This is a genomic window from Stenotrophomonas sp. YJH_SMC_48-3 (assembly GCF_059369375.1).
This window is the reverse complement of record NZ_JCAFSQ010000005.1, coordinates 240,773-263,795: the sequence shown is the minus strand read 5'-3', so window position 1 is coordinate 263,795 and position 23,023 is coordinate 240,773. Positions and strand designations below refer to the sequence as shown.

Here is a 23,023-nt window from a genome sequence, read left to right as displayed (position 1 = left end):
GTCCGTGAACCGGACGGCACCGCATCATGACGTGGCATCCACGGTCCCTGCATGCCTGGGCGCGCAGAGTGAATGCTCGTCCCGCTGCGTCGAGGAACCTTTATCCATGCCCCGCCGCAAAACGCTTCGTATTGCGACGTTCAACGTCAACGGCATCGGCACACGCCTGCCGCAGCTGCTGGACTGGCTGCACAGGGAATCGCCGGACGTGGTTGCCCTGCAGGAACTGAAGGCCACCGACGCCGCGTTTCCCGCTGCGGCATTGGAAGAGGCCGGCTACGGTGCACTCTGGCAGGGTGAGGCGCGCTGGAACGGCGTGGCGCTGCTGGCCCGGGGCACCATGCCGGTCGAGAGCCGCCGACGATTGCCGGGCGAACCCAAGGATACGCAGAGTCGCTACCTTGAGGCAGCGGTGCACGGCGTCATCGTGGGTGCCCTCTACCTGCCCAACGGCAACCCGCAGCCCGGGCCGAAGTTCGACTACAAGCTACGCTGGATGGAACGCCTGATCCGGCATGCGCGCAGCCTGGTCGAGCTGCCGCACCCGGCGCTGCTGCTGGGTGATTTCAACGTGATTCCCAACGAAGCCGACGTCTACGACCCCAAGGCCTGGCGCCGCGATGCGCTGTTCCAGCCCGAGGTTCGCGATGCCTTCGAGCGGCTGCTCGCGCAGGGCTGGACCGATGCGCTGCGAAAGGTGCACGGCGACGCCACGATCTACACCTTCTGGGACTATTTCCGCCAACATGCCGAGCGCGACCGTGGGCTGCGCATCGATCATCTGCTGTTGAATCCGATACTGGCGGAGCGACTGAAGGATGCCGGCGTCGACCGCTGGGTACGACTGCAGGAAAAGTCCAGCGACCACGCGCCAGCCTGGGTGACGGTCAGGGCGTGATCAGCGTGCGGCCGGGTCTTCGCGCCGCTCGCGGCGTACCCGCGCGCGGGTGCGGTACAGGCGGCTGTCCGCCTTCTGGATGGTGTCGGCCACGGGTTCGCCGGGCGTGTTGATGGCCGCACCCATCGAGAACGCGCTGGGCGAGAGCGCGGCGTGGTCCTGGTACCAGTGTTCCAGTTCGCTCAACCGGCCATTTTCGGGCGCGACCAGCACCACCATGAACTCGTCGCCACCCAGCCGTACCACGGTCTCGTCCTTGCCCAGCGGCGAGCGCAGGAAGGTGGCGAACTCGACCAGCACGGCATCGCCACGGCGGTGGCCCTGGGTGTCGTTGATGTGCTTGAAATGGTCCAGATCGAACATCACGCACGCCCAGCGCTCGTCAATCAGTTCATCCAGCCGGTGCAGGTAACGCCGGTTGTAGCACTGCGTGAGCGGATCCTTGAAGGACATGTCGCGCAGCTGCTGCTCCTGCATCCTCAGCGCGGTGACGTCCTGCGCATGCCCCAGCACGTAGGGCGGGCTGGCTTCGTTGTCGAGCACGTTGTGGTACGCCCAGTAGTGGCGCGTACCATCGGCGGCAATCAGCTCGATCACGCCAGCGTCGGTGTGGTTTGCCTGGATCCGGGCGAGGTAGGCCTTGAAGCCCTCGCGCTTTTCCGGTGGCATCAGGTCACACAGGCTGCGCCCGATCATCTGGCTTTCCTCGAAGCCCAGCGACTGCACCGCCGCCGGATTCACCGAGGTCAATGTCCCGTCCAGCGTGTGGGTGCAGATCAGGCCCAGGCTGTAGTGGAACAGTCGCCGGTAGCGGGTTTCGCTGGCTTCCAGCGCGTCGAGCGCGGCCCGCTCGTCCGTGATGTCCTGGATGGCCCCGACCAGGCGCGGATGGCCGTCGACCTGTTGCCGGCTGCCGACCACCCGGGTCCAGATCGCGCGCCCGTCGGCGGTCGTCATTGGCAGCTGCACCTCCCAGGACGTGCCTTCGTCGATGCAACGCTGCACTGCCGCGCGGATGATGTTGCGGCTGTCTTCGCGATAGAACGACAGCGCGGTGTCGAGCGTCGGTTCAAAGTTGCTGCGCACGCCGTGCAACTGCTTGGTCTCGCGGGTCCAGCGCACTTCGTTGGTGACCAGGTCCATCTCCCAGCCGCCCACCCGCGCCGCGCGGTTGGTGCGCTCCAGGAAGTCTTCGCTGCGTTTCAGCTCGCGTTGCAGCGCTTTCGCCTGGCCCACCTGCGCCATCAGGGTACTGCGCTGTTCCAGCACCTGGGTGGTGACCCGCGCCAGATGCACCATCAGTTCGCGCTGGGAGGGGGACAGCACGCCGGGCATCGGGTCGAGCAGGCACAGCGTGCCGATACGTGCGCCGTGCGCCGAGCCCAGGGGGATGCCAGCGTAGTGGCGGATGCGCGGCCCACCTGTCACCAGCGGATTGGTGGAGAAACGTGGATCCTGGCGCGCATCGGGTATCTCGAACAGCTCGTCCTGGCGTATGGCATGGGTGCAGAAGGAAATTTCGCGAGCCGTCTCGCTGACGCCCTCAAGGCCGATGTTGGCCTTGAACCACTGGCGGTCTTCGGCCACCACGGTGATCAGGCCCATCGTCAGGCCAGTCGCGGCGCGGGCGGCGGCGACGATGGCATCGAACACCGGCTCCGGGGGCGTATCCAACAGGTGCAGTCGTTCGATTTCGAGCAGTCGTTCGGCTTCGTCCATGGCGCTTTTCAGGGCTGGGTGGCGAGGGCGGTTGCGGCGGCTGTCTTGGATCACGGTAGTGCGTGCGGCGTTATGTATCGCCATGGCAGGGTGATGCCGGCGTGAGGCGCGCGCGCCGACTCAGTGTTGCCGGAGCGATGCCTGCAAGGCGGTAGCCAGCGCGGCATCACCGGACACCAGGTCCTGCCAGCGCAGCGTGATGCCCTTGCGGCGCCCCTTTTCAACCAGCTTCAGTCCTTCGGGGTCCACGATGAGGGTGTAGGGCTGGCCATCGATGTCCAGTTCGCGTCGCAGCGGTTTGTCGAGCGGGGTCATCATCGTTTCCTCGCCGGGGAGAGAGCGCGGCGTGGCTGTATCGATACGTGACGATGATCACGGACGTGCCAACGCCAGGGGAAATCAACAGCGCGGGTGATGCCGATGCGGGGCCCGACCACTGGATCCTCCGGCGGCGGCACGCCGTCGCTGACGATGACAATGCCGTGGTTGCCGGTCACCAGATCAGCGCCGTCGAAGCTGCGGTCCAGCCCGAAGGCCTGCGAGAGCTTGCCGGGCCCGCTGGCCAGATCGTGGTCGCGGCGCGCAGCGGGGCGCAGTTCGCGCATGCGCTCCAGGCCCACCAGCGGCTCGATGGCCCGCAGCAGCACCGCCACGCCTTCACCCACTTCGCCGCAGACAACGTTGCTGCCCCAGTGCATCCCGTAGGTGAAATAGACATACAGGTGGCCGGCCTCACCGAACATGCTGGCCGTGCGCGGCGTCTGCCCGCGATAGGAGTGTGCGGCCGGATCGACACTGCCCGCGTAGGCTTCGACTTCAACGATGCGACCGGCCCGGCCATCGTCACGGACCAGGAGCTTGTTGAGCAGCTCGGGCGCAACCTCGACGGGCGGGCGCCGGTAGAAGCTGCGCGGGAGGATCTGAAGAGAGGCAGGCAACCAATCCGGCACGGTAGAGGCAGGCTCGGGCAAACGGTGATGGCACTGTGGCATCAGGCAGGTGAAACGGGCGCAGACGCAGTGTCATTGCTGCGCAGGACCGGCGGCCAGTGCGGCTCTCCGTGCGGCATAGACCTCCGGCGTCTGTGGCTTGATGAACAGTGCCACCAGTTCCGGATACTCGCGCTTCACCGCCGTTTCGATGCGGGTGATGCAGGCTTCGATCTGCGGGGTCCGCCGGTCATCCTCGAACTCGGCGCTGAGCATGGCCACGACCTGTTCCGGGCCCATCTGCATGGTGGTCACGCCATTGGCGCGGCGCAGGTCTGGATCGGTTTCCGCCACGGCCATGATCCGATCGGCCACCGCCGGGTGGGCCGGCTCACCCACCAGCAGTCCCTTGGTTTCGCGTGCGAGGAGAAAGGCGGTGGCGGCAAGCACGCCCGCGATGCACAGCGACGCCACACCATCAAGCACCGGCATGTCCAGGATCTGTGCGGCCACGAGCCCGATCAGTGCGAAACCCAGGCCCAGCAGGGCCGCGCTATCCTCCAGCAGCACGGTAAAGGTGGAAGGATCCTTGCTGCGGCGGAAGGCTTCGAAGTAGCCAAGCTTGCCCTTGGTACGCCGGAACTCGCGCAGCGCCACCCACCAGGAGGCACCCTCGAACAGGATGGAGATGCCCAGCACGCTGTAGCTCAACGCGTGGTTGGTGGCCGGCTCCGGCTGGCGGATGTGCTGGATACCTTCGTAGGCCGACACACCGGCGCCGGCAGCGAACACCAGCAGGGCGACGATGAAGCTCCAGAAGTACAGTTCGCGGCCATAGCCGAACGGATGTACCGGGTCCGGCGCCTTGCCGGCGCGGCGCAGCCCGTACAGCAGCAGCACCTCGTTGAGGGTGTCGACCAGCGAATGCACGCCTTCGCTGAGCATGGCCGAGCTGCCGGAGATACCGGCGGCGATGAACTTGGCGATCGCAATGGCGAGGTTGCCCGCGAGCGCGGCATAGATGACAAGGCGGGAACCGGTGGGAGCGGACATGTCAGCAGCGGGGCACGGTAGACGGCTGATCTTCGCGGTCTGCCCGTGCCCATCGCGTGCACGTCGCGGTCAACGGCCCCTGGGATTGAGATAAAGCCTGGCTCCATCCGACTCGCGGAACCCCGACCAGCGCCCGCTGCCCGACGCGCGGAAACGCCCATACACCGTATTGCTGGTATCGGTCAGCAGCAGCTGGTTGCCCGACAGTACCCAGCGGTTGGCCGAGAAGAAGCCGTCCGGGCAGCCGGCAGGCACGTAGGCGCTGTAGCCACCGAACCACTCACTGTTCTTCAGCTCGATGGTGCAGGTGCTGCCGTTCTCCTGGCCCAGCGTCCAGCTGCCGAACAGATCGCTGTCGCGCACATCGCGGTCGCCGCGGTGGCGGTCATGGTTCCAGTCGTCGTTGTCGTCGTGGAAACCGAAGCCCACGTCGATCTCCTTGCTTTCGGTGCGCGACTCGGACTGGGAGCTGCCACTGGTGGTGGTCTGCGTGGTCATCGAACCACTGGTCTGGGTCTGGGTGCTGCTGGATTGCGTGGTCTGGTCGGTGTGGGTGGTCTGTTCGCCGAAGCCGGACGAAGCGTCCTGGGCAAGGGCGGGCAGGGCCAGGAAGTACAGCGCCGACAGGCAGCTACGGGCAAGCAGAGCAGCCATCGCAGGATCCTCGGAAGGGTGGATCGCGCGAGCATCGAACCGGTGGGGTGGGAGACGGTGTGAGGGCGCGCCCTGAGGCAAGCCAGCCAAGGACAGGTGCTGTCCGCTGAAGGGTAGTGCCGGCCGCTGGCCGGCTCCCCTTTGACGCCCAGAGCCGAAGGAATGCCGGCCCGCGGCCGGCACCTCCCGCAGCCAGGCATGGCTTGGCGCTACGGGTCGGGTTTCACCCTTACCACCCGTTTCCGGTACTCGTACACGTTGTCACCGCGGATGCGCTTTTCCTCGGTGCCGGTGACCCGGCCCACCTGCTGGTCCGAACCGGTCACGGGCTGTGCCTCGATTTCGGTCTCGTGCTCGAAGGAATGCGATTTGTCGGTGTTGCGGTAATAGCGGTACAGCGCCCAGTACAGCGCGGTCGCGCCGGCTGGACCTGCCGCCAACAGCCAGAGTCCACTGTCGTCGCTCATGTCGATGCTACCAGGAAGGCAATTGCGAGGGCTTCAATGATGGTGCCGGTGGCCAGTGCCGCCAGCAGCATCTTCCATTGCTGCACGGGCACGCTGCCCATGGTTTCGCCGGTACGGCCGTTCACCGCGATGTAGTGCAACATGCCGCCGTTCTTTCCGGGCTGGTGATACGAGTACAACCACACCGGCAGGTACATCGACACCCAGCGCGTTCCATGCACCTCCAGCTGTTCCTGTTCCCAACGCACGCCACGGTTGTAGCGCCTCACCGAACCTTCCACCTGTGCGCGGGCAATCGACAGAAGCTGGTCTTCCAGCCGCGGCCGCAGCTTTTCCACGTCGAGATTGCGTTTTTCAGAGGTGAAGCCGGCCAGGTACGAAGCGTTCCATTTCACCGCGTTCTTGGTGTCGAATGGCAGGATGGTGTTGATGATGTTGTTGGTGTTGGCCCGGGTATCCAGATTGCCGCGCTCGGCCGAGGATTCCAGGGGCAGGTCATCAACGGTGAAATCGACCTGGCGTTCGACCTGGTAGACATCGGCGTCGTAGAGGGTGCGCTTGTTCTTCTCGCTGCCCACCGTGTACTCGCGCGTCTTGATCTCGCCCTTGCCGGCCACGGCCGCGCTTACATTGCTGTCGACGATCATGTAGGGGAGGAACACGCCCACCACGTTTTCCGGGGTGAACTGGTCCTTGAACGCTTTCAGCGCGAACATCCGGCGCTTGTCGACGAACTGGCGGATGCGCGCGACCGCATCGTCCTTCTTGATGTGGAAGGGCAACACCGCATCGGGCACGGCGCCATTGCTGATCTGTTCGTTGACGCCGAAGACGTGGCGGCACCAGTGGCAGCGCGCCGTCATCGTGCTTTCGGTATTGACCGTGACCTCGGCACCGCAGCCGGTGCACTTGAACGTCATCAACGCCGAGGTGTCGGCGTCGATGTCACGCGCGCCGGAGGCGATGACCGTACCGCGCAGCTGGTCGATGGCCTCGCCCAGCCCGAATTCCTCCTCCACGCGCGCGCCATGCCATTCGTGACGGCAGTACAGGCAGACCAGGATATCGGTGCCGGCCTTGGGCCGGATGTCGGTGGCGCCGCACTTCGGGCAGCGGTTGAGACCGTCTTTCAGCTCGCTGGCCGAGGTATCGATGGCCACAGGATCGGGCGCTTCCACTTCATCGCGGATGGCCTGTGGCAGAGTCGGCGTGTCCAGCGGGAAGCTGCCGGGCAGGGGAGGGACGTCCTGCGGCGAACCGGGCCCATCCAACGACGCCGCCGGCAGGGGCGGCGGCGTCGCGGGCACGGATCCGGGCAGCGGCGGTGGGCCGTTTCTGGGATCGGACATGTGGGTTGTGCGTTCTGCTGTTACAGGCCCAGTGCCTTGGCTTTCAGGGTGTCATAGTCGCCTTGGGTGATCAGGCCCAGGTCCAGCATTTCCTTTGCCTTCTTCAGCTTGGCCACCGGGTCATCCGCAGCCGGGGTGACCGGCTGCTGCATGCCGCCCACACCGAACATGCCCGAGGCCATGCCGACACCGACCAGGCCCGCCGCACCGCCGTTCTCGCCGGCCGACTGGATGCCCTGGGCGACGCTGGCCTGCAGGTTGGAATTGCCGCGCGAACCGGACAGCGCATCGGCGCGCTGCACGGTCTTCAGCAGTTCGCGGGTGTTGGCGTCGTACTCGATCGAGACGATGGCGGTCTTGACGATGGCCAGGCCGCGGTCGGACTTCCACTGGTAACCCTGCTCGACGGCGGCGGACAGGCTCTGCGCGAAGCCCAGCGAGTCCTGCTGCAGCTTGGTGATGCGGTTGCCCTTGCCCGGATCGTTGGTATACAGGCTGAAGGCCGGGGCCAGCGAACCGACCACTTCATTGAACAGTTGGCTGGCAGCGGCGTTGTCCAGATCGGTGAAGTCGAACACCTGGCCCGGCCGCAGGTAGCTGGCCGGCACGAAGTTCTTCACGAACAGGATCGGGTCGACGATCTTCAGCGTGTACGAGCCGCGGGTGATCGCACCGACCTGGGTATTGAGGAATCCGTCGTCCCAGTAGATTTCCGACTGGGTGCCGAAGCGGTTGTCCGGCAATTCCTTCAGCGAGACGAAGTAGGCCGCCTGCTGCGCGCCCGGCTGGCCGCCGAACTTGAAGCGTTCCCAGCTCTGCTTGATGAAGGTGCTGACCAGGCCGTCGCCGGCGAAGATCGACTGCGAGTTCAGGTCGTCCGAACGCCATTCGTAGCCACCCGGTTCGGCGACGAATGCGGTGATCGCGCCGTCCTGGAGCAGCAGCAGGCCGTAACCTTCGGGCACGATGATCTTCGAGCCGTTGGTGATGATGTTGGACGAGCCGCTGGTGTTGGAGCCGCGGCCGGCATTGGTGCCCTGCGGCACCGCCGCGAACAGGGCGGCCGTGGACGGCAGGCCCGCCGGCACGGTGTAGAAGTCCTTCCACTGGTCGGCCAGCACACCGCCAACCGCCCCCTTCACCGCCTGTACCAGACCCATGTCCAACTCCCTGTGATTCGAGGGCAGGCACCATGCCTGCCGAGCTGGACTGAATATAGCAGCGGTGGAGGACGGCAGTAGTGCCGGAACATGAATCCGGATCAGCGCCGGCCAGTGCCGGTTGGCCCGGCCCGTACCGCCTGCAGCACGGCCGCCATGTCCAGCGCCCCCGATCCGGACGCCAGTGCCTGTGCGAACAGCGCGTCGCTGGCGTCGATCAAGGGCGCATGCATGCCCACCTCATGGGCGGCAGCGGCTACCAGCCCACTGTTCTTGCGCACGTCGGTGATCGACGCCTGCACGCTGAAGTCACCACGGATCATTTTGTCCAGCTTGATTCGCGATACTTCGCTGGCCATCGGCCCTGCGTTGAGCACCTGCGCGAAGCGGTCAAGCTCGATGCCGTGTGCTTCGGCGAAGTACACCGCTTCGGCCAAGCCGGTGACCAAGGTGATCAGGTACAGGTTCACCGCCAGTTTCATGCGCAGTGCGGACGGCACTGCACCACAGCACACCGTTTGCCTGCCCATCGGTGCAACCAGTGGGGCGGCTGCCGCGAGGTCGACATCGGCACCGGCCAGCAGGATCACCAGCTGCGCCGCTTCGGCCTGCACGCGTGAGCCAGACACCGGCGCTTCCACGTAGCGGCCGCCCGCGGCACGGATCTGTTCGGCCAGCGCCTGTGAGTACGCTGCCGAGCTGGTACCCATGTTGATCAGCAGGCGGCCCTCGACCCGCTCGCCAAACGCCGCGCCATGCCGATCGAGCACGCTGTCGATGGCATCGTCATTGGCCAGCATCAGGATGAGGGTGTCGCAGGCCGCGAATACCTCGTCCACCGCCTCGCAGACGTTGATGCCGGCGGTGCGCGCGGCCGCATGGTTGCGGTCGGAGCGCGACCAGCCGCATACCTCGTAACCTGCGCGAGCCAGATGGGCCGCCATGGGCGTTCCCATCACTCCAAGTCCCAGGAATCCGATGCGCATGATGGACGTCCGCTGGCCGCAGAGCGCCCATCGTGCCATGGGCAGTGGCCGCTAGAGCATGTAAGGAATCTTGAACGCCAGCGTGAAGTCCGGTGCGTCCGGGGTCAGTCCGATGCCCAGCAACGTCACCAGCGTGGTGTGCTGGTTCAACGCATAGGTCACGCCCAGGTTCAGTGATGCCGCATTGGCGTCACTGCCGATCACCTTCATCCACTTGCCACCCTGGAAGCGGGTGGAGGCGCGGGCGCTGATGCGGTCGCTGAAGGACAGGCTCAGGCTGGTCCGCTCGTTGAATGCGAAGGCCACGCCAGCACCGAAGTACACCGAGCCTCCCAGCTTCACGTCGCCTGGGTTGACCGTATCCGGATTGCTGTCGATGTCGCTGAAGCCGCGAGGGATGGAGTGCACGTACCCGATGTTGGCGAACAGGATGGCCGGGTCAGCGGTCTTCACCATCGACAGGCCGAGGTTGGCCTGCCATACGCCGTTGCCGGTGGGTTGCTCGCGCGGCACGGCGAAGCGGATGTAGTCGTCGTCATCGCGTTCGATCACCTTCCAGTCCAGGCCGTAGGGCGCGCGCCCGGTGGGGGCGGTGACACCGGCCGTGAGCACGGTCTCAGGGCGCCAGCCGCGTTCGCCGAACAGCCGGTAGTTCGCGCTCAGGCCAATGTCGCCCAGGCCGTTGCCGTTGGTCTGCTCCTGCGCGATGGCGGCCGCTGCACCGCCGGCGCCGCCTTTCTGGTACACGGTGCGCCGCGCCAGGTAGGGCACATCCAGGTTGAGGGTCAGGTTCGGGCTGACGCCCCAGCGGGCTGCCACGTTATAGGTCAGCGAGTCGGACTCCACGTTCTCGATGGCGATATTGCCGAGGAAGATGGCGTCCAACGCGAGGAAGCCGTTGAGGGTGAGCTGCTTGCGGTCATAGCGGGCGTAGGTGAGGCTGTTCTCGACGGTGAAGCGACGCGAGAACAGGGCCGATTGCTGCTGTTTCACGTCGTCCACGCTGCGCCGCGACTCCTGCCTGGCCTGCTGGGCCTCGGCAGCGGTACTGGCGTAGCCCTCGCTGCTCGGTGGAACCGCGGCGGCCGCCGCCTGCGCCAATGGCGCGGCAGGTGGGGTCGAGGCTGGGCCAACCCGCCCGCCCAAGCGTGCCTGCATGGCCTGCACTTGCATGTCCAGTTCGCGCAGCCGCCGCACTTCCTGTGCGTAGTTGGCTTTCAGCTGTTCCAGCTGGTTGGCCAGGGCCTGCACGTCTGCGCCATCGTCAGGCGTCGGCGGCACGGCAAGGGCGGTGCCCGCCAGCGCCGCCAGCGCCAACGGGGTGATCCTCATCAGGGTGTGCATGTTCGTGTCCTGCGTTGTGGAGCGTTTCCCCCAATGCCAGGCCCTGCTACTGGCCCGGCCCCATGCCGCGGTTCAACGCAATCGCCTGGGCCACGTTCTGGCTCAACGGCAGGTTGCCGCCCACGGCGTTGCGCACCAGCTCCAGCCGCAGCTGGTTGCTGGCGATCTGGCCGTCACCGGTAAGGGCGATGCCCTGGCCGACGCTGCCATTGCGGATCCACTGCTGCACCAGCCCCTGGCCATCCACCTGCAGCAGCAGGTGTGCCTGGTTGCCTTCCAGCACGGCCGTCGCGCTGGCGCCGGCCGGCTGCGCGGTGACGTTGCCTGCGCCATCAGAGAGAACAGCCGGCACGCCACCCTCGCGGACGGTCAGCGTGGTGACGTTGCGCGCGACATTGCCATCGCCGGCCACCTGCACGCTCTGCACCAGGCCGCTGGCATTGGCCAGGCCGCTGCTGTCGATGCTGCGTCCGTGGGTATCGGGCAGCGGCGCATCGGCTGCCGTGACATGCACGCTGGGCTGGAAGCTGAGCTTCGGCGCGCCAGCACCACGGAAGTCCATGCCCAGGGTCAGGCTGCCCTGCAGGGTCGTGCCGTTGCTGGCCTGCCACTGCGACACCATGGTGACCCCGAACCAGGCAACGTTGTTGCCACCCACGGTGTAGCGCCCCCGCATCAGGCTCAGCTCCGGGTCGGGGATTTCCGTGAGTCCACGCCCCGTCCTGCCGTCGGCGGCCTGCAGGGGCAGGGCAGGGGCCATCAGCAGCAGAGCCATCCATACGTGTTGACGGAACATGGTCGTACCTCCTCAGAACAGGTCGGCGTGGCTGAAGCCGAAGTCGACCAGTTCGGCATCGGTGATCGGCCCTTGCCGCGCGTAGAGCGCGCGGGCGCTTGGCCGTTCGCTGGGTTGCAGAAGAACGGTGTTGCGATCGAAGTCGCTGCCGATCACCACGAAGACCGCGCGCGATGGCCAGGCGGCCAGGAACTCCGGCAGCGCCAGGCTGCGGTTGCCGAGGATCGGGTCAGCCACTTCCACGATGCCGTTGCGCACCTGCTTGAGCACCACGAAATGGCGGAAGCCGCGCACGTCCATCAGCACCAGTCCTGGCACGCGAAGGGTGCGCAGTCGTGTTTCATCAATGCGGTAGCCCCGGCCACGCATGCCCAGCGATTCCACGTAGCGCTTGATGTCGAGCAGGGAGAAGCCGCGTTCGGCCACCAGCGCTGGATCGGAAACCCCCATCATTCCTTCGATCACCGTCGCTTCGTCGGTCTGCAGGTGATAGGCATGGCGCAGGATGGTCGCCAATGCGGCTGCCCCGCAGCTGTAATCGGTGTGCTGGCGCACCACGTTGCGGTAGCGCCGCTCCTGCATGCTTTCGACCTTCTGCTGCAGCAGCGCGCCGTTGGGCAGCACGCCGGCGAAGTGGACCTCGCCGGCCCACGCCGATGCGGTGCCCAGCAGCCACAGGCAGGCCAACAGGCGCATCGATGGAGGGCAACGGATCATCTACGTTCTCCGGCAGTAGGGGGGAGCCCCCGTTCCAAGGGGGAGGAGGAACAGGGGCTCCCGGGGACCCGGCCATTGGCGGACGGCCGGGGTGTTGCGCTTACTCGCCGCTGCCACCACCGCCGCCGGTGCTGGGCTGGGCGACTGCCAGGGCCAGGCTGTTGGCCTGCAGGTTGCCGGTGCCGGAAGCCACGTTCACGCCGATGTTGCCGGAGGCGCCCGAGAAGGCGCTGCCCGACAAGGCCGAGGTGTTGGTCGCATTGACGTTCACCCACCGCGTGGTGCTGACCGTGCCGCTGAGGCTGGCATACAGGTCAGCCACGCCCAGTTCGACGAACTGGCTGGTGCCACTCTCACGCGTATCGAAGCCCAGGCCGCCCACCCCCGGCCGGTTGGGGTTCATCGTGGCGTTCTGGATCTGGTTGTCCAGATCGATATGGCCGGTGCTGTTGCCACCCGGGTGCGGCAGCTCGCCACTCCACGTATCCAGGTAGTAGTTGGCCATCTGGTAGGCGTTGCCGGTGCCGCGGTAGGTGCCCGCGCCATAGGCCAGTGTCAGGCCGCTGACGCCGCCACGCATGCCGACCTGCACGGTATCGGTGTAGGACTGCACGAAGCCGGCGTTGCTGACCGTGTTGCCGGTGGAGACCTGGTTGGAGCTGATGCTCGACTGGGCCACCGCCGTGGTCGCGACCGAGGCCGCGAGGGCGTTCTTCTGCTCGTTGTTGTTGCCCGAGGCGATGTTCACGCCGATGTTGCCGGACGCGCCGCCAAAGGCGTTGCCGCTGAGACCTGCGGCGTTGGTGACACCGGAGTTCATGGTGGCGTTGCCGAAGCCGGCCTGGTTGACGAATACCTCGGCGTCGGCCATGCCGAAGCTGAAGGACGCATCGGCCGCAGATAGTGAGGCCGCGTTGTCCTGCGCATTGTTGTCGCCGGAGACGACATTGAAGCCCAGATTGCCCGAGGCACCGGCGCCGACGCTGTCACCGATCGACGCGCTGTTGGTGACCAGGCTGTTGCTGGTGGCGTTGTTGCTGATCGACTGCCGGTTGTCGATCACGGCAATGGCCGCCGAGTCGAGGTCGATGTCGCCGGTGATGTTCGGGTCGCCGGAGAAATTGATGTCGGTGCTCAGGCGCAGGTCCTTCTCCAGGTTCACGTCGACGCCGTGGTTGTTCTTTTCCTTGCGTTCGTCGGCCTGGATGTTGCTGTGCTTCTGCACGTTGACGTTGACAGTGCGGTTGCGCACGTCGTTGTCGGTGTGGTTGTGCGTGTCGCTGCGGGTCTCGCTGACGGTGTGGTTGTGGTTGATGTTCGCGTTGGCGTTCTGGTTGTCCCAGCCATTGGCCGCAGCGGCGGTCGAGGCAGTGGCAATCGCCATGGCGAGCATGGTCTTTTTGACGGTCGCTTTCATGGTGCCCTCTCTCTCATCAGGTGGTGCATCGGTTGGGTGGTTGTCACGGGCGGTCCTGCACGACCAGGCCCAGTACGTTGGCCGTGTCGTTGCCGTTGCCCGCGATCTGATTGAGTTGCAGGACCCCGTCGAATCCCCGCAGTGCGGTGCTGGCTACACCGGCGCTGCGGGTGCCCGTCGCGACGCCGTAACCGGTGTCGTCCCGCCCCCCTGCCAACGCGGAACCCTCGGCGGCCAAGGCCGTATCGTCGGTTTCGCGTATGCCCTGTCGGGCCAGCGTCGCGCTGACGACGTTGAGCGTCGTGTTGGCGATGCCGCTGGCCTGGTTGATGGATGCGATGCCACTGGCACCGGCCAGTGCGTCACCGCCAATGAACGCGGTGGCCTGCAGCGGCCCGGACAGCACGCGGTTGCCCTGCTGCAGTTGCCGGGCATTGATCGCCACGTCGGCGCGATCACCCTTGGCGATACCCCGCAGGTTGGCCTGCACGTTGAGGTCGCCGGCGGCCTGGTTGACGGCGATGGCCCCATTCGCCCCGGCCAGTGCGTGGCCGTCGATGCGGGCCACGTCGAGATAGGCGAGCATGCCGCCGTAGTCATCGGCCCGGGTCGCCCAGGGCGCGGCAGCGAGCAGCAGAAGCACGCCGTGCAGGGCCTTCATTTTCCACCTGCCGGGGCCGTGCCCTGCAGGGGGAACTGGGCCAGTGCGCCGCGCACGGTATCGGCGATACCGCGGGTGCTGCTGCCGACCGCACCGAGCGGACCGCTCATGGCGCCCCCGAGGTTGCTGCCGACCATGCCATCACCACCGCGGCCAAGCGTGCCGCCCAGGGCCTGCTGGGTGACCCGTTCAACGGTAGTGCCGCCCGGTGTCGCGACGGACGCTGCCTGGCCGGCACCCATGCCGGCATAGTCCTCATCGCTCAACTCGTCCATGCCGTTCGTCGTGCCACCGGCGCCCAATGCGGTGGCGATCTCGCGCTGTGGCTTCAGGTCGGCAATCAGGGCCATGCCCGGTGGTGCCATGCGATAGGCCGGCCGCGCGGAGACGTCCCGCAACAGGACGATTTCGCCCGGCTGTGCCTTCACGCCCTGGCGGGCGCCGGACGCGGATGCGCCCGTGCCAACCAACAGCGGGGCGATTGCCAGTGCTGCGGCCAGGCCGCGAACCAGGGTGGTGCCGTCCATGCCGATCTCCCGCGATGGGTGCGGCGGAACCACGCATCAACCGTGCCAACCTGGAAGTGCCCAGCCGCCAATGTCGGGACCGTGCAGCACCTGACCGTGCTGCTGCCACGGTGTTACAGGCACGTCGGGGAATCGTTGGGATTTCGAAGCCCCAGGCACCGCAGGGCAAGGGCGGCGGGCAACTGTTGCATGCGTGTTACAGGTGGCGCCGCCGTCTGCAACGGTGCCGGTTCAGCCACGAATTTCTTGACGCATTGCTCATTGCACCGCCGTTTAGGGAAGCGCTAGGATCCGCCCAACAAAGGCCGCCCCGGTGGCCGTAGAGGTCCCGGCGGGGGGGCGGCACGCCGGCGATTGCCTGACAGTCCGCCGACGGTGTCCGGATGCTGGGGGAAGCATGGCAGCGGTCCCGGAGGCTTCTACGTCACGTTGCGTGCTCTGGTTTGGCGAGCCGTTGGCGAACGAGCGCAGTGCGCTGGCGGCAGCAGGCTGGCATGTGCGCAGCATCCATCCCGATCCCGCCATGGCGATAGGCCTGCGTGGGCGCGATCGATTGCTCGCCGTACTCGATCTGCGCCATCTCGATGCGGCGTCGCTGCAGCTGCTGGAACCGTGGATCGAGCAGCACCAGCATCTGCCCTGGCTGGCGGTACTGCCACCGGGCGCCGGACCCACATCGCCGGCCTGGCTGCCGTTGCTGCAGCGATGTGGCGCGCGCTTCACGCTGCCGTTCGGCCTTCAGGACCTGGTCTGCGCAATGCGCCAGCAGTTCGATGCGGATGATCCGCCTGTCGACGCAACCTGCGGTGGGCACGGACCGCACGCGCTGATTGGCGAAAGCGCCGCGCTGCATGCGGTGCGCACGGTGCTGCACAAGTTCGCGCCGGTGGAACTGCCGGTGCTGGTCACCGGCGAAACCGGTACGGGCAAGGAACTGGCTGCACATGCGCTGCATGCGCTGTCGGGGCGCGCCGGCAGGCCTTTCATTGCGGTGAACTGTGGTGCGATTCCGGCCAGCCTGGTGCAGTCGGAGCTGTTCGGCCACGAACGTGGCTCGTTCACCGGTGCCGACAAGCGGCAGATCGGTGTGTTCGAATCCGCCCATGGCGGTACGGTGTTTCTTGATGAGGTAGGCGATCTGCCGGCAGAAGCGCAGACCAGCCTGCTGCGCGTGCTGCAGGAAGGGACCTTCGAGCGCGTGGGCAGCAGCCAGCCGCTGCGCGCGGACGTGCGAGTACTTGCCGCGACCCACGTCGAACTGGAACACGCGGTGGCGCAGGGGCGGTTCCGCAGCGATCTCTACTACCGCCTGAACGTGCTGCGCCTGCTGATGCCACCGCTGCGCGAGCGCGGTGCCGACGTGCAGCTGCTGGCCGAGCACTTCCTGCGCTGCTTCCGGTTGCGCCACAGCGTGCGTGCACGCGGCTTCGCACCGGCCGCACTGCAGGCGATGCGGCGCTTCGACTGGCCCGGCAACGTACGCGAACTACTGAACCGTGTGCAGCGTGCAGCGATCATGGCCGAAGGCGAGCTGATCAGTGAGCGTGACCTGGAGCTGGGCGCATCGGTAGCGGCCCTGCCCGTGGCGATGCTGCACGATGCGCGCGGCCAGGCCGAGCGCGATGTACTGCTGCAGACCCTGCGCCAGACCGGCTACAACGTCTCCGAGTGCGCGCGGCAGATGCAGATATCGCGGGTCACGGTGTATCGCCTGTGCCGCAAGCACCGGTTGGAACTGCCTGCACAGCGCTGATCAGCCGGCCGCCAGGTGCTTGAACAGGCGCAACGGTTTGCCCGCGACGCGCTCGATCACGCCCTTGGCTTCCAGGTCCAGCTGCACGGCCTTCAACCACCAGCCGGCGGTGGCACCTGCCGGGAACAGCGCGGCGGGCAGGTGTGGCAGCAGTGCCTGTTTCGCCTGCGCGACGGTCAGGCCGGGCGGTTGCGCGGGCAGCGCCCGCAGCAAGGCATGGCGCATGGCGAGGTACTTGGCGCGATCCACGCGCTGGATGTGCCCGGGCGTGGTGATGCTTTCGATCTCGATCCGTCCGGGCTCAGGCATGGGTATCTCCCGCGACCTCGATGCGTGGGCTGCGGAAGCCCATGGCGATCCACGCCTTCATCAACCGCGCATAGAAGCGCAGCGACCGGGTCTTCAGGTTCGGCACATCGTCAGGAAGCACAGACGCATCAGGAAGATCACTGACCATGGTCCGCATCTCCACGGCAGGTCTTGTCGATGCCGGCCACAACAGGCCATACAGGCTCAGCCAATGGCCGCCGCTGAACTCCAGGAAGAGCGGCGTATTGCAGCAGCCGGCCAGCACGCGGCGGCTGCCGCTCCTGCTGGACAATCGCAAGGCACGCAGCATGGCATGCCCGGCATCGATGCTGACGCGATCCTTGCGGTGCATTACGAAGAGCGTCTGGCCGTGCGGGCCCAGCACGTCCGGTGCTCGGGGCATCGACTGCAGCATGGCGCCGGCCTTGCGGCAGCTGTCGCAGCAGCATTCGACGGTGGCAATCGGTTGGCCCGTGGCGGTCAGGCGTACCTGGCCGCAGGCGCAGCCAAGGGACTGGTGTGAGGCCATCTGCGTTTTCTCCTGGGGTAGTCATCCTCTCGACGAACCGGGGCGCGGAAAATCGACAACATCTGCCTTCAAGGGCGCATCATCCGAAAGCGGATGCGGTACAGGTCCAACCCTGCACCGTCCGCGCGCCGCGCCGAATAGGTCAAGGTGTCGGGTTGCGAGCCATCCAGCATCGCGCCGTAGCTGTCGCCGGAGGCCTCGTTCAAGGGGGAGGGCAATGCAAGGCCCGCGTCATAACGGCCTCCACGCTCGTAGGCGATGAACTGGCGTACCGGTGCACTGCCGAAGTCCAGGGCGCGGGCAAACACCAGCGTCCGGCCGTCGCCCAGGAAGGTCGCGTCGAACTCCTGCGCTGCGGTGTTGAGGTCTCCCGGCAGCGGCCCTGCCGGCTGCGCCATGTCACGGACCATCGCTGCGACGTAGAGGTCATGGCCACCCGCACCGCCTGCGCGATCGCTGGAGAACAGCAGCGTGGCTGCGTCCGGCGAGAGCATCGGCGCGAATTCATCGGCCGCGCTGTTCACTGCCGGGCCAAGATTGACCGGCTTCCCGAATCGACCGTCGCTCCCCATGCTGACCCGGTACAGATCGTCGCCGCCCAGGCCGCCTGCGCGATCCGAACAGAAATACACCACGCGGCCATCGGCGGAAAAAGCGGGATCGAAGTCGCGCCCCGGCGAGTTGAACGGCACCGGCATCGCCGGCCGCCAGCGCTGCCCATCGTTGCGGGAGACCCAGATGTCATACCCACCCGGCCCGCCGGGCCGGTTGCGGCTGAACCACAGTGCGGTTTTTCCGTCCGGGCTCAAGGTCAGTCGAATCTCGTCGTATTGCGTGGATGCAACGCCCGGGGCAAAGCGCTCGGCGGGGCCGACGATCCGCAGCACCCTGGATGGCGACGCGGGAGGCGACGCAGCAACCAGCAGCATCACGGCCAGCAGCGCCTTCATGCCTGTCGCTCGAAGTCGCTGACCCAGTTGGTTTCCCAACTGCGCCCGCCATCGGTCGATGCCGCCTGTTCCCAGCGCGCCGAGCGCGGGGTAATGCGTGACCAGATCACCCGCGTCTGGATTGATCGACCGTCGTGCTGGTCTTCGCCGAAGAAGCGGCCGACACCGGCATGGAAACCACCACGCAGTGGCGCGCCGATCCGGGTTGGTTCCCGGCCATCCACCCACCAGCTCAGCCAGTGCCGCTCCGCCGCATTCCAGGCGCGGATGCCCATGCCTCCCAGCGGCGCTCCAGGCATGTCCATCAGGTTGTCACCCACGTTGCCGAATCCTCCCAAGACCGGCCAGTTGTGCAGGGTGCCGTTGAACGCGTCCCATGCATCGCTGCCTGCCAGCCGAGCGCGCAGGCGACGATGGCGCACGTTCCAATGGCCCACCAGGAAATCAAAATCGCCCGGTGCATCCGGCAGCTTCGGAAGCGGAGAGGGGACCGCAGCAGTGCGGCGGAACCAGTTGCGCCAGTTCACTTCCCAGTGCGCACCGGCATCGTCGGAGAACGCCTGTTCCCACCACGGCTCCTCGCCGTGGATGTCATGCCAACGGAACCAGACCTCGACGGGGCGCCCGTCGATCCGGTCGGTGCCGCGGAAGCTGCCGGCATCGCCCTTGAAAGCGCCGCGCACAGGGGCTTCGATATGGGCAGGGTTGCGACCATCGATCCACCAGATCGACCACGTGGAAGACACCGGATCGAATGCACGCACGCCCAGGCCCCTGTAGGGGCCCGAAGGCAGCGCCATGACGTTGTCATCGATGGTGCCGAGTCCGCCCAGGGTGAGCCAGACCGCGCTGGAACCGGTGAAGGACTCCCATCGGGTATCGCCGACCAGGCGCTCCTTCAGGCGTCGGTGCCGGACCTGCCAGTTGCCCTGCAACCATTTCCAGTCTTCGCTGTGGCTGGGCAGGGCCCACCCGGAGGGCAGCGCCGTAGATGCCGCCGCGGCGGCCAGGGTGGCCAGGAACTGCCGTCGATCCATGTGCGTGATCCCCTGTCGAAGGTGCCTCCATCGTTGCGCGTACCAGGGGGATTGACCACGCAGATATCGGGGCTCAGGCTAAGTCACACTTATGGTCACCCAACGCCAGCTGCCATCGCTTGCCGCCATCCGTGCCTTCGAGGCGGCGGCGCGGCTGGGCAGCTTCGCGCGTGCCGCCGAAGAGCTCGACACCAGTGCGGCATCGGTGAGCTACCACGTGCGGCGGCTGGAGGCCCAGACCGGTACCTGCCTGTTCCTGCGCCATGCACAGCACGTAGAACTGACAGCGACGGGTGCCAGCGTCGCCCAGGAGGCCACCCGGGCATTCGATGCACTGCGCGCCAGCTTCATGCGCGCCGCAGACATGGATGCGGCGCGACTGCGCCTGTCCGTGCTGCCCACGCTGGGCACCAGTTGGCTGACGCCGCGACTGGGCACGTTCCGTGCCCGCCACCGGCAGCTCGTGCTGGAACTGGACCTGTCGGCAGCGCCGCAGGATCTGGCCGCCGGTCACTTCGATGCCGCCATCCGCAATGGCCAGGGCGAATGGCCGGGTCTTCAGGCAACTCCCTTGTTTCCCAGCGTGTTCACACCGTTGTGTGCGCCGGCGCTGCTGCACGAGGCGCGTGGGCTGGGCAGCAGCGCGCTGGAGATTCCCCTGCTCGGGCGGCCGGACTGGTGGGCCCTGTGGTTTGCCGCGCACGGGCACATTCCACCGCCGGCACCGGAGAGTTTCGTCGCGCCCTTTGCCGTCGAGCATCTGGATGTCGGCGCCGCGATCGCCGGGCAAGGCATCGCCATTGGTTCGCCGATCCTTTTCCAGGCCGAGCTGGACAGCGGGCGGCTGGTGCAGGCGCATCCGGGTGTCGCCAGCGACGGTCGCAGCTTCTGGTTCGTGGCACCCACGGCGCGAAATGGCAGTGCCAAGGTGATTGCATTGCGTGACTGGCTGGTCGAGCAGGCCGCTGAGGCGCGGCACGCGGCACGCCACTACCTGGCCCAGGCGGTGGTGCCATGAACCAGAGCCCCGAACTGCTGCGGCGCCTGCTGCGTGCCAAGGACCGGATGGACCGCGCCAGCCATGAGGAATGGCCGGTCGCGCGCCTGGCCGAGGTCAGTGCAGTGTCGCCGGCGCACTTCGCCCGCTCGTTCAAGCAGGCCTTCGGGCTGCCACCGCACCGCTATCTCCTTAGCCGGCGCATCGAACGGGCCGTGGCGATGTTGCGTGACACCGAGTTGCCGGTCACCGAAATCGCCGCGCAAACCGGGTGGAGCAGCCTGGGTACCTTCGGCCGAATCTTCCGTGACATCACCGGTGACAGCCCGGGCAATGTGCGTGAGCGTGAGCGTGCAATCCGGGCGGCGTCGGCCAGCGTTCCGGAATGCCATGCACGCGCCGCGCAGCGCCCGGACCTGAAGATCGCAGTTTTGGAGAAGCGCCGCCGCGAGGCGGTTGCTAACGTGGACCCCACCTGAGGGAGGTCCCATGACGAACACTGTGAACACGGTCGGCCTGTATGTGCGCGACCAGGATGAGGCGCTGGCGTTCTACGTCGGCAAGCTCGGCTTCGAAGTGCATACCGACGTACGCAATGGCAGCTACCGATGGCTGACGGTCCGCAGCCCGGGCCAGGACGGTTTCCAGCTGGGCCTGTTCGTGCCAGGCCCGCCCACCCACGACGCCGCTACCGCACTTGCGCTGCAGCAGCTGGTGGCCAAGGGCGCAATGCCGCCGCTGGTGCTGGCCGTGGATGACTGCCGGGCGCGCTACACGCAATGGCTGGCACAGGGCGTGGAATTCACCCAGGAGCCGATCGAGCGCTATGGCGCCGTCGACGCCGGATTCCGTGACCCGTCAGGCAATGGCTGGAAGATGATCGAAGCCCGTTCCGAAGCGAGGCGCCGGCAATGAGCCGCGGTGGCTGGGCACGGCCCGTGCATCGTTGGACCTCGATCGTGTTCACCCTGGCGGTGATCGCCAACTTCGCCGTTCGCGGGCTGGGGCAGGGCGAACCTGCAGCGTGGATCACCTATGCGCCGCTGCCGCCGCTGTTCCTGCAACTGTTCACCGGGTTGTACCTGTTTGCGCTGCACTACAGCGGCAGGTGCCGCAGCGCCGGGCAGGGCGCTGCGGGTTGACGCCGGGTCAGGCGGCAGCGTCGGCGGCGTAGGCCGCCAGCAGTGCGGGAAGATCTTCCATGCGCTGGAAGATCACCTGGGCACCGGCCGCGCGCAGAGCGTCGGGTGTGCTGTGGTGCGGGCCGCCCTCGCTGAAGCCGAACACGGTGGCACCTGCCGCCACGCCGGCGGTCGCGCCGGTCACGGTGTCTTCAATGACCGCGCAGCGCTTCGGATCCACACCCAGCGCGGCAGCGGCCGCCAGATAGACGTCCGGGTGCGGCTTGGTGTTCGGCATGTCCTGGCCGCTGTAGACGTGGTCGCCGAATGCATCGAGGATGCCGACCTTGCCCAGCTGCAGTTTCACCTTGATCAGGTCGGCACCGGACGCGCAGGCAATGCGGCCACCGGTCGCTGCGGCGATCGCACGCACGGCCTCGGGCGCCCCCCGGATCGGCTCCAGATCCCGTTCCAGCGCCCGGTTGCGCTGCTGGCGGAACTCCTCCAGCCATTCCTCGGTGAACGGCTTGCCGGTGCGCTCTGCGATCAGCCCTGCCAGATGGGCCACGGACTGCCCGAGGAAGACTTCACCCGCCTGCGCCGGGGTCAGCGGCCAGCCGCGTGCGGTCAGCATTTCCGAGAGCACGCGGGCCACCAGCGGCTCGGAATCGACCAGTACGCCGTCGCAGTCGAACAGCACGGCATCGAAGGGGAAACGGGACATCTACAGCTCCAGGGGGCAATGCGGTGGTGCAATTGCCCGCCATTTTCCCACAGCCATCCTTGCGTGGCACCCGGACCGGGTGCCACCCATTCCCGGCAGACCGGTCAGCCCAGATCACACCCCGCCGGCTGCGGCCAGGTGCTGGCCGGCAGCATGTTCTTCAGCGAGGCCGGTGCGTTGATCGCAACGTAGCTCGCACCCAACAGCTCCTCCAGATCGGCGATGGTCACCAGGTAGCTGTCGAGGCTGCCCAGATTGGCTTCGTTGGGAATGATCCAGCTGATCGCCTTGGCCGTGCCAGTGTTCGGATCACGGGTGATGATCGTCTTCCAGAAGAACTCCGGCGTCGGGATGCCGTGGCTGGAAAGGAAATAGTCGTTGGAGGCGTCGCCGTAGACCACGCCACCATAGACATCCACCGGTGCGATGTCACGGTAGCACTCGGCCACGTTCTCGGCCTTCACCCAGATGCCCTGGTTGAAGCTGGAGACCTGCGGAACGATGTTGGTCATGTAGTTGGCGCGGCGGATGTAGGTCGCGTTGTAGTCCATGTGATTGGACGTCACCAGATGACCCCGGTCATAGCCGGACGTGATGCTGGCGTAGGAGGCGGTGCTGGTCTGGCCGAGGCTGCCTGCCGGCAGGCCCGGATCCTTGTAGAAGCTGGACGGGCGCGCGGCCGAACCGGTGTCTGCCGTCAGGGTGTATTCGTAGCGGGTGGCGCTGTGGATGCTGCAGTCGTAGGTGAGCACGAAGCCGCCCTTGTTGAGGGTGACGACCTGGGCTTGGGCAGCGCTGGCGAAGGCACTGAGGACGAACGCGAAGAAGAAGCTTGCAAGGCGCATTGCGGTTCTCCAGCAGAAGTTCAGGGCGCAGCCGTCCGCCACGACCTGGCAGGGCGAGGTCACGGGGAGACGGTGCGGAGT

Annotated in this window: 27 protein-coding genes; 6 read left to right on the top strand and 21 right to left on the bottom strand. The window is 66.7% G+C overall.

Features of this window, described 5'->3' with window-relative positions:
• Window positions 1-106 precede the first annotated feature (106 nt).
• Window positions 107-898, top strand: coding sequence for an exodeoxyribonuclease III (gene xth, locus AC5P65_RS10460; RefSeq protein WP_495215560.1), 792 nt, complete (start codon window positions 107-109; stop codon window positions 896-898).
• Here xth and AC5P65_RS10455 read toward each other — a convergent pair whose 3' ends face one another.
• The 15 genes from AC5P65_RS10455 to AC5P65_RS10385 form a co-directional block, all read right to left on the bottom strand.
• The gene (locus AC5P65_RS10455) at window positions 899-2,617 is read right to left on the bottom strand and encodes a sensor domain-containing diguanylate cyclase (RefSeq protein ID WP_021202344.1); all 1,719 of its coding nucleotides are present in this window, start codon (window positions 2,615-2,617) and stop codon (window positions 899-901) included. It abuts the gene before it with no gap.
• 120 nt (window positions 2,618-2,737) lie between these two features.
• Complete coding sequence (locus AC5P65_RS10450; protein ID WP_019659790.1) at window positions 2,738-2,932, bottom strand: hypothetical protein; 195 nt, start codon at window positions 2,930-2,932, stop codon at window positions 2,738-2,740.
• Window positions 2,932-3,567: a DNA-3-methyladenine glycosylase gene (locus AC5P65_RS10445; RefSeq protein WP_026346997.1), complete on the bottom strand. Its 636-nt coding sequence runs from the start codon at window positions 3,565-3,567 to the stop codon at window positions 2,932-2,934. The genes AC5P65_RS10450 and AC5P65_RS10445 overlap by 1 nt, the downstream gene beginning before the upstream one ends.
• Before the next feature lie 72 nt (window positions 3,568-3,639).
• Window positions 3,640-4,599 (bottom strand): cation diffusion facilitator family transporter, encoded by a 960-nt coding sequence (locus AC5P65_RS10440; RefSeq protein WP_111098495.1) that lies wholly within the window; start codon window positions 4,597-4,599, stop codon window positions 3,640-3,642.
• 69 nt (window positions 4,600-4,668) lie between these two features.
• A complete protein-coding gene (locus AC5P65_RS10435; RefSeq protein ID WP_021202346.1) occupies window positions 4,669-5,253 on the bottom strand; it encodes an AprI/Inh family metalloprotease inhibitor in 585 nt (194 codons plus the stop codon).
• A gap of 209 nt (window positions 5,254-5,462) precedes the next feature.
• The gene (locus AC5P65_RS10430; protein WP_005409784.1) at window positions 5,463-5,720 is read right to left on the bottom strand and encodes a hypothetical protein; all 258 of its coding nucleotides are present in this window, start codon (window positions 5,718-5,720) and stop codon (window positions 5,463-5,465) included.
• Window positions 5,717-7,069: a TFIIB-type zinc ribbon-containing protein gene (locus tag AC5P65_RS10425; protein ID WP_180832459.1), complete on the bottom strand. Its 1,353-nt coding sequence runs from the start codon at window positions 7,067-7,069 to the stop codon at window positions 5,717-5,719. The genes AC5P65_RS10430 and AC5P65_RS10425 overlap by 4 nt, the downstream gene beginning before the upstream one ends.
• A gap of 20 nt (window positions 7,070-7,089) precedes the next feature.
• A complete protein-coding gene (locus AC5P65_RS10420) occupies window positions 7,090-8,229 on the bottom strand; it encodes an SPFH domain-containing protein (protein WP_180832457.1) in 1,140 nt (379 codons plus the stop codon).
• A 101-nt stretch (window positions 8,230-8,330) separates the two neighbouring features.
• Window positions 8,331-9,254, bottom strand: coding sequence for an NAD(P)-dependent oxidoreductase (locus tag AC5P65_RS10415; protein WP_180832456.1), 924 nt, complete (start codon window positions 9,252-9,254; stop codon window positions 8,331-8,333).
• Between the two features lie 12 nt (window positions 9,255-9,266).
• Window positions 9,267-10,559, bottom strand: a complete 1,293-nt coding sequence (locus AC5P65_RS10410; RefSeq protein ID WP_021202350.1) for a transporter — start codon at window positions 10,557-10,559, stop codon at window positions 9,267-9,269.
• A 46-nt stretch (window positions 10,560-10,605) separates the two neighbouring features.
• Window positions 10,606-11,355: a hypothetical protein gene (locus tag AC5P65_RS10405; RefSeq protein ID WP_021202351.1), complete on the bottom strand. Its 750-nt coding sequence runs from the start codon at window positions 11,353-11,355 to the stop codon at window positions 10,606-10,608.
• A gap of 12 nt (window positions 11,356-11,367) precedes the next feature.
• Window positions 11,368-12,072: a C39 family peptidase gene (locus tag AC5P65_RS10400; RefSeq protein ID WP_049481097.1), complete on the bottom strand. Its 705-nt coding sequence runs from the start codon at window positions 12,070-12,072 to the stop codon at window positions 11,368-11,370.
• A gap of 100 nt (window positions 12,073-12,172) precedes the next feature.
• On the bottom strand, window positions 12,173-13,489 hold the full coding sequence (locus tag AC5P65_RS10395; RefSeq protein ID WP_111101924.1) for a FapB/FapC family functional amyloid domain-containing protein: 1,317 nt from the start codon (window positions 13,487-13,489) through the stop codon (window positions 12,173-12,175).
• A 43-nt stretch (window positions 13,490-13,532) separates the two neighbouring features.
• Entirely contained in the window at window positions 13,533-14,150 is a 618-nt protein-coding gene (locus AC5P65_RS10390) for a FapB/FapC family functional amyloid domain-containing protein (RefSeq protein WP_111098489.1), read from the bottom strand.
• A complete protein-coding gene (locus tag AC5P65_RS10385) occupies window positions 14,147-14,677 on the bottom strand; it encodes a FapA family amyloid fibril periplasmic chaperone (RefSeq protein ID WP_021202355.1) in 531 nt (176 codons plus the stop codon). Before AC5P65_RS10385 ends, AC5P65_RS10390 begins: the two co-directional genes overlap by 4 nt.
• 397 nt (window positions 14,678-15,074) lie before the next feature.
• Here AC5P65_RS10385 and AC5P65_RS10380 point away from each other — a divergent pair, with 397 nt between their 5' ends.
• Window positions 15,075-16,430, top strand: coding sequence for a sigma-54 dependent transcriptional regulator (locus AC5P65_RS10380; RefSeq protein ID WP_180832453.1), 1,356 nt, complete (start codon window positions 15,075-15,077; stop codon window positions 16,428-16,430).
• Here AC5P65_RS10380 and AC5P65_RS10375 read toward each other — a convergent pair whose 3' ends face one another.
• The 4 genes from AC5P65_RS10375 to AC5P65_RS10360 form a co-directional block, all read right to left on the bottom strand.
• Window positions 16,431-16,739: a DUF6958 family protein gene (locus AC5P65_RS10375; RefSeq protein WP_019337410.1), complete on the bottom strand. Its 309-nt coding sequence runs from the start codon at window positions 16,737-16,739 to the stop codon at window positions 16,431-16,433.
• Complete coding sequence (locus tag AC5P65_RS10370) at window positions 16,732-17,268, bottom strand: GFA family protein (protein WP_180832451.1); 537 nt, start codon at window positions 17,266-17,268, stop codon at window positions 16,732-16,734. Before AC5P65_RS10370 ends, AC5P65_RS10375 begins: the two co-directional genes overlap by 8 nt.
• 68 nt (window positions 17,269-17,336) lie before the next feature.
• Window positions 17,337-18,218: a TolB-like translocation protein gene (locus AC5P65_RS10365; RefSeq protein ID WP_180832449.1), complete on the bottom strand. Its 882-nt coding sequence runs from the start codon at window positions 18,216-18,218 to the stop codon at window positions 17,337-17,339.
• A complete protein-coding gene (locus AC5P65_RS10360; protein ID WP_180832447.1) occupies window positions 18,215-19,255 on the bottom strand; it encodes a twin-arginine translocation signal domain-containing protein in 1,041 nt (346 codons plus the stop codon). The genes AC5P65_RS10365 and AC5P65_RS10360 overlap by 4 nt, the downstream gene beginning before the upstream one ends.
• Window positions 19,256-19,346: 91 nt before the next feature.
• On the opposite strand from AC5P65_RS10360, the gene AC5P65_RS10355 reads away from it, so the two are divergent.
• From AC5P65_RS10355 to AC5P65_RS10340, 4 genes are read left to right on the top strand one after another with little or no spacing between them, the layout of a single operon-like run.
• Window positions 19,347-20,273 carry a LysR substrate-binding domain-containing protein gene (locus AC5P65_RS10355; RefSeq protein ID WP_021202361.1) on the top strand — a complete coding sequence of 309 codons (927 nt, stop codon included), beginning with the start codon at window positions 19,347-19,349 and terminating at the stop codon, window positions 20,271-20,273.
• On the top strand, window positions 20,270-20,731 hold the full coding sequence (locus AC5P65_RS10350) for a helix-turn-helix domain-containing protein (RefSeq protein WP_111098482.1): 462 nt from the start codon (window positions 20,270-20,272) through the stop codon (window positions 20,729-20,731). The genes AC5P65_RS10355 and AC5P65_RS10350 overlap by 4 nt, the downstream gene beginning before the upstream one ends.
• A gap of 10 nt (window positions 20,732-20,741) precedes the next feature.
• A complete protein-coding gene (locus AC5P65_RS10345; RefSeq protein ID WP_021202363.1) occupies window positions 20,742-21,167 on the top strand; it encodes a VOC family protein in 426 nt (141 codons plus the stop codon).
• Entirely contained in the window at window positions 21,164-21,394 is a 231-nt protein-coding gene (locus tag AC5P65_RS10340) for a hypothetical protein (protein WP_021202364.1), read from the top strand. Before AC5P65_RS10345 ends, AC5P65_RS10340 begins: the two co-directional genes overlap by 4 nt.
• Before the next feature lie 7 nt (window positions 21,395-21,401).
• Here the strand turns inward: AC5P65_RS10340 and AC5P65_RS10335 are convergent, their stop codons facing one another.
• Entirely contained in the window at window positions 21,402-22,097 is a 696-nt protein-coding gene (locus tag AC5P65_RS10335) for an HAD family hydrolase (protein WP_180832443.1), read from the bottom strand.
• Window positions 22,098-22,201: 104 nt separating this feature from the next.
• Window positions 22,202-22,942, bottom strand: a complete 741-nt coding sequence (locus tag AC5P65_RS10330) for a DNA/RNA non-specific endonuclease (RefSeq protein ID WP_180832441.1) — start codon at window positions 22,940-22,942, stop codon at window positions 22,202-22,204.
• Window positions 22,943-23,023: the final 81 nt, after the last annotated feature.

Bases quoted from the DNA above. Each gene is read 5' to 3' on its own strand.
- xth (WP_495215560.1), top strand. From the start codon at position 107: ATGCCCCGCCGCAAAACGCTTCGTATTGCGACGTTCAACGTCAACGGC.
- AC5P65_RS10455 (WP_021202344.1), bottom strand. From the start codon at position 2,617: ATGGACGAAGCCGAACGACTGCTCGAAATCGAACGACTGCACCTGTTG.
- AC5P65_RS10450 (WP_019659790.1), bottom strand. From the start codon at position 2,932: ATGACCCCGCTCGACAAACCGCTGCGACGCGAACTGGACATCGATGGC.
- AC5P65_RS10440 (WP_111098495.1), bottom strand. From the start codon at position 4,599: ATGTCCGCTCCCACCGGTTCCCGCCTTGTCATCTATGCCGCGCTCGCG.
- AC5P65_RS10435 (WP_021202346.1), bottom strand. From the start codon at position 5,253: ATGGCTGCTCTGCTTGCCCGTAGCTGCCTGTCGGCGCTGTACTTCCTG.
- AC5P65_RS10430 (WP_005409784.1), bottom strand. From the start codon at position 5,720: ATGAGCGACGACAGTGGACTCTGGCTGTTGGCGGCAGGTCCAGCCGGC.
- AC5P65_RS10425 (WP_180832459.1), bottom strand. From the start codon at position 7,069: ATGTCCGATCCCAGAAACGGCCCACCGCCGCTGCCCGGATCCGTGCCC.
- AC5P65_RS10420 (WP_180832457.1), bottom strand. From the start codon at position 8,229: ATGGGTCTGGTACAGGCGGTGAAGGGGGCGGTTGGCGGTGTGCTGGCC.
- AC5P65_RS10415 (WP_180832456.1), bottom strand. From the start codon at position 9,254: ATGGCACGATGGGCGCTCTGCGGCCAGCGGACGTCCATCATGCGCATC.
- AC5P65_RS10410 (WP_021202350.1), bottom strand. From the start codon at position 10,559: ATGCACACCCTGATGAGGATCACCCCGTTGGCGCTGGCGGCGCTGGCG.
- AC5P65_RS10405 (WP_021202351.1), bottom strand. From the start codon at position 11,355: ATGTTCCGTCAACACGTATGGATGGCTCTGCTGCTGATGGCCCCTGCC.
- AC5P65_RS10400 (WP_049481097.1), bottom strand. From the start codon at position 12,072: ATGATCCGTTGCCCTCCATCGATGCGCCTGTTGGCCTGCCTGTGGCTG.
- AC5P65_RS10395 (WP_111101924.1), bottom strand. From the start codon at position 13,489: ATGAAAGCGACCGTCAAAAAGACCATGCTCGCCATGGCGATTGCCACT.
- AC5P65_RS10390 (WP_111098489.1), bottom strand. From the start codon at position 14,150: ATGAAGGCCCTGCACGGCGTGCTTCTGCTGCTCGCTGCCGCGCCCTGG.
- AC5P65_RS10385 (WP_021202355.1), bottom strand. From the start codon at position 14,677: ATGGACGGCACCACCCTGGTTCGCGGCCTGGCCGCAGCACTGGCAATC.
- AC5P65_RS10380 (WP_180832453.1), top strand. From the start codon at position 15,075: ATGGCAGCGGTCCCGGAGGCTTCTACGTCACGTTGCGTGCTCTGGTTT.
- AC5P65_RS10375 (WP_019337410.1), bottom strand. From the start codon at position 16,739: ATGCCTGAGCCCGGACGGATCGAGATCGAAAGCATCACCACGCCCGGG.
- AC5P65_RS10370 (WP_180832451.1), bottom strand. From the start codon at position 17,268: ATGGCCTCACACCAGTCCCTTGGCTGCGCCTGCGGCCAGGTACGCCTG.
- AC5P65_RS10365 (WP_180832449.1), bottom strand. From the start codon at position 18,218: ATGAAGGCGCTGCTGGCCGTGATGCTGCTGGTTGCTGCGTCGCCTCCC.
- AC5P65_RS10360 (WP_180832447.1), bottom strand. From the start codon at position 19,255: ATGGATCGACGGCAGTTCCTGGCCACCCTGGCCGCCGCGGCGGCATCT.
- AC5P65_RS10355 (WP_021202361.1), top strand. From the start codon at position 19,347: ATGGTCACCCAACGCCAGCTGCCATCGCTTGCCGCCATCCGTGCCTTC.
- AC5P65_RS10350 (WP_111098482.1), top strand. From the start codon at position 20,270: ATGAACCAGAGCCCCGAACTGCTGCGGCGCCTGCTGCGTGCCAAGGAC.
- AC5P65_RS10345 (WP_021202363.1), top strand. From the start codon at position 20,742: ATGACGAACACTGTGAACACGGTCGGCCTGTATGTGCGCGACCAGGAT.
- AC5P65_RS10340 (WP_021202364.1), top strand. From the start codon at position 21,164: ATGAGCCGCGGTGGCTGGGCACGGCCCGTGCATCGTTGGACCTCGATC.
- AC5P65_RS10335 (WP_180832443.1), bottom strand. From the start codon at position 22,097: ATGTCCCGTTTCCCCTTCGATGCCGTGCTGTTCGACTGCGACGGCGTA.
- AC5P65_RS10330 (WP_180832441.1), bottom strand. From the start codon at position 22,942: ATGCGCCTTGCAAGCTTCTTCTTCGCGTTCGTCCTCAGTGCCTTCGCC.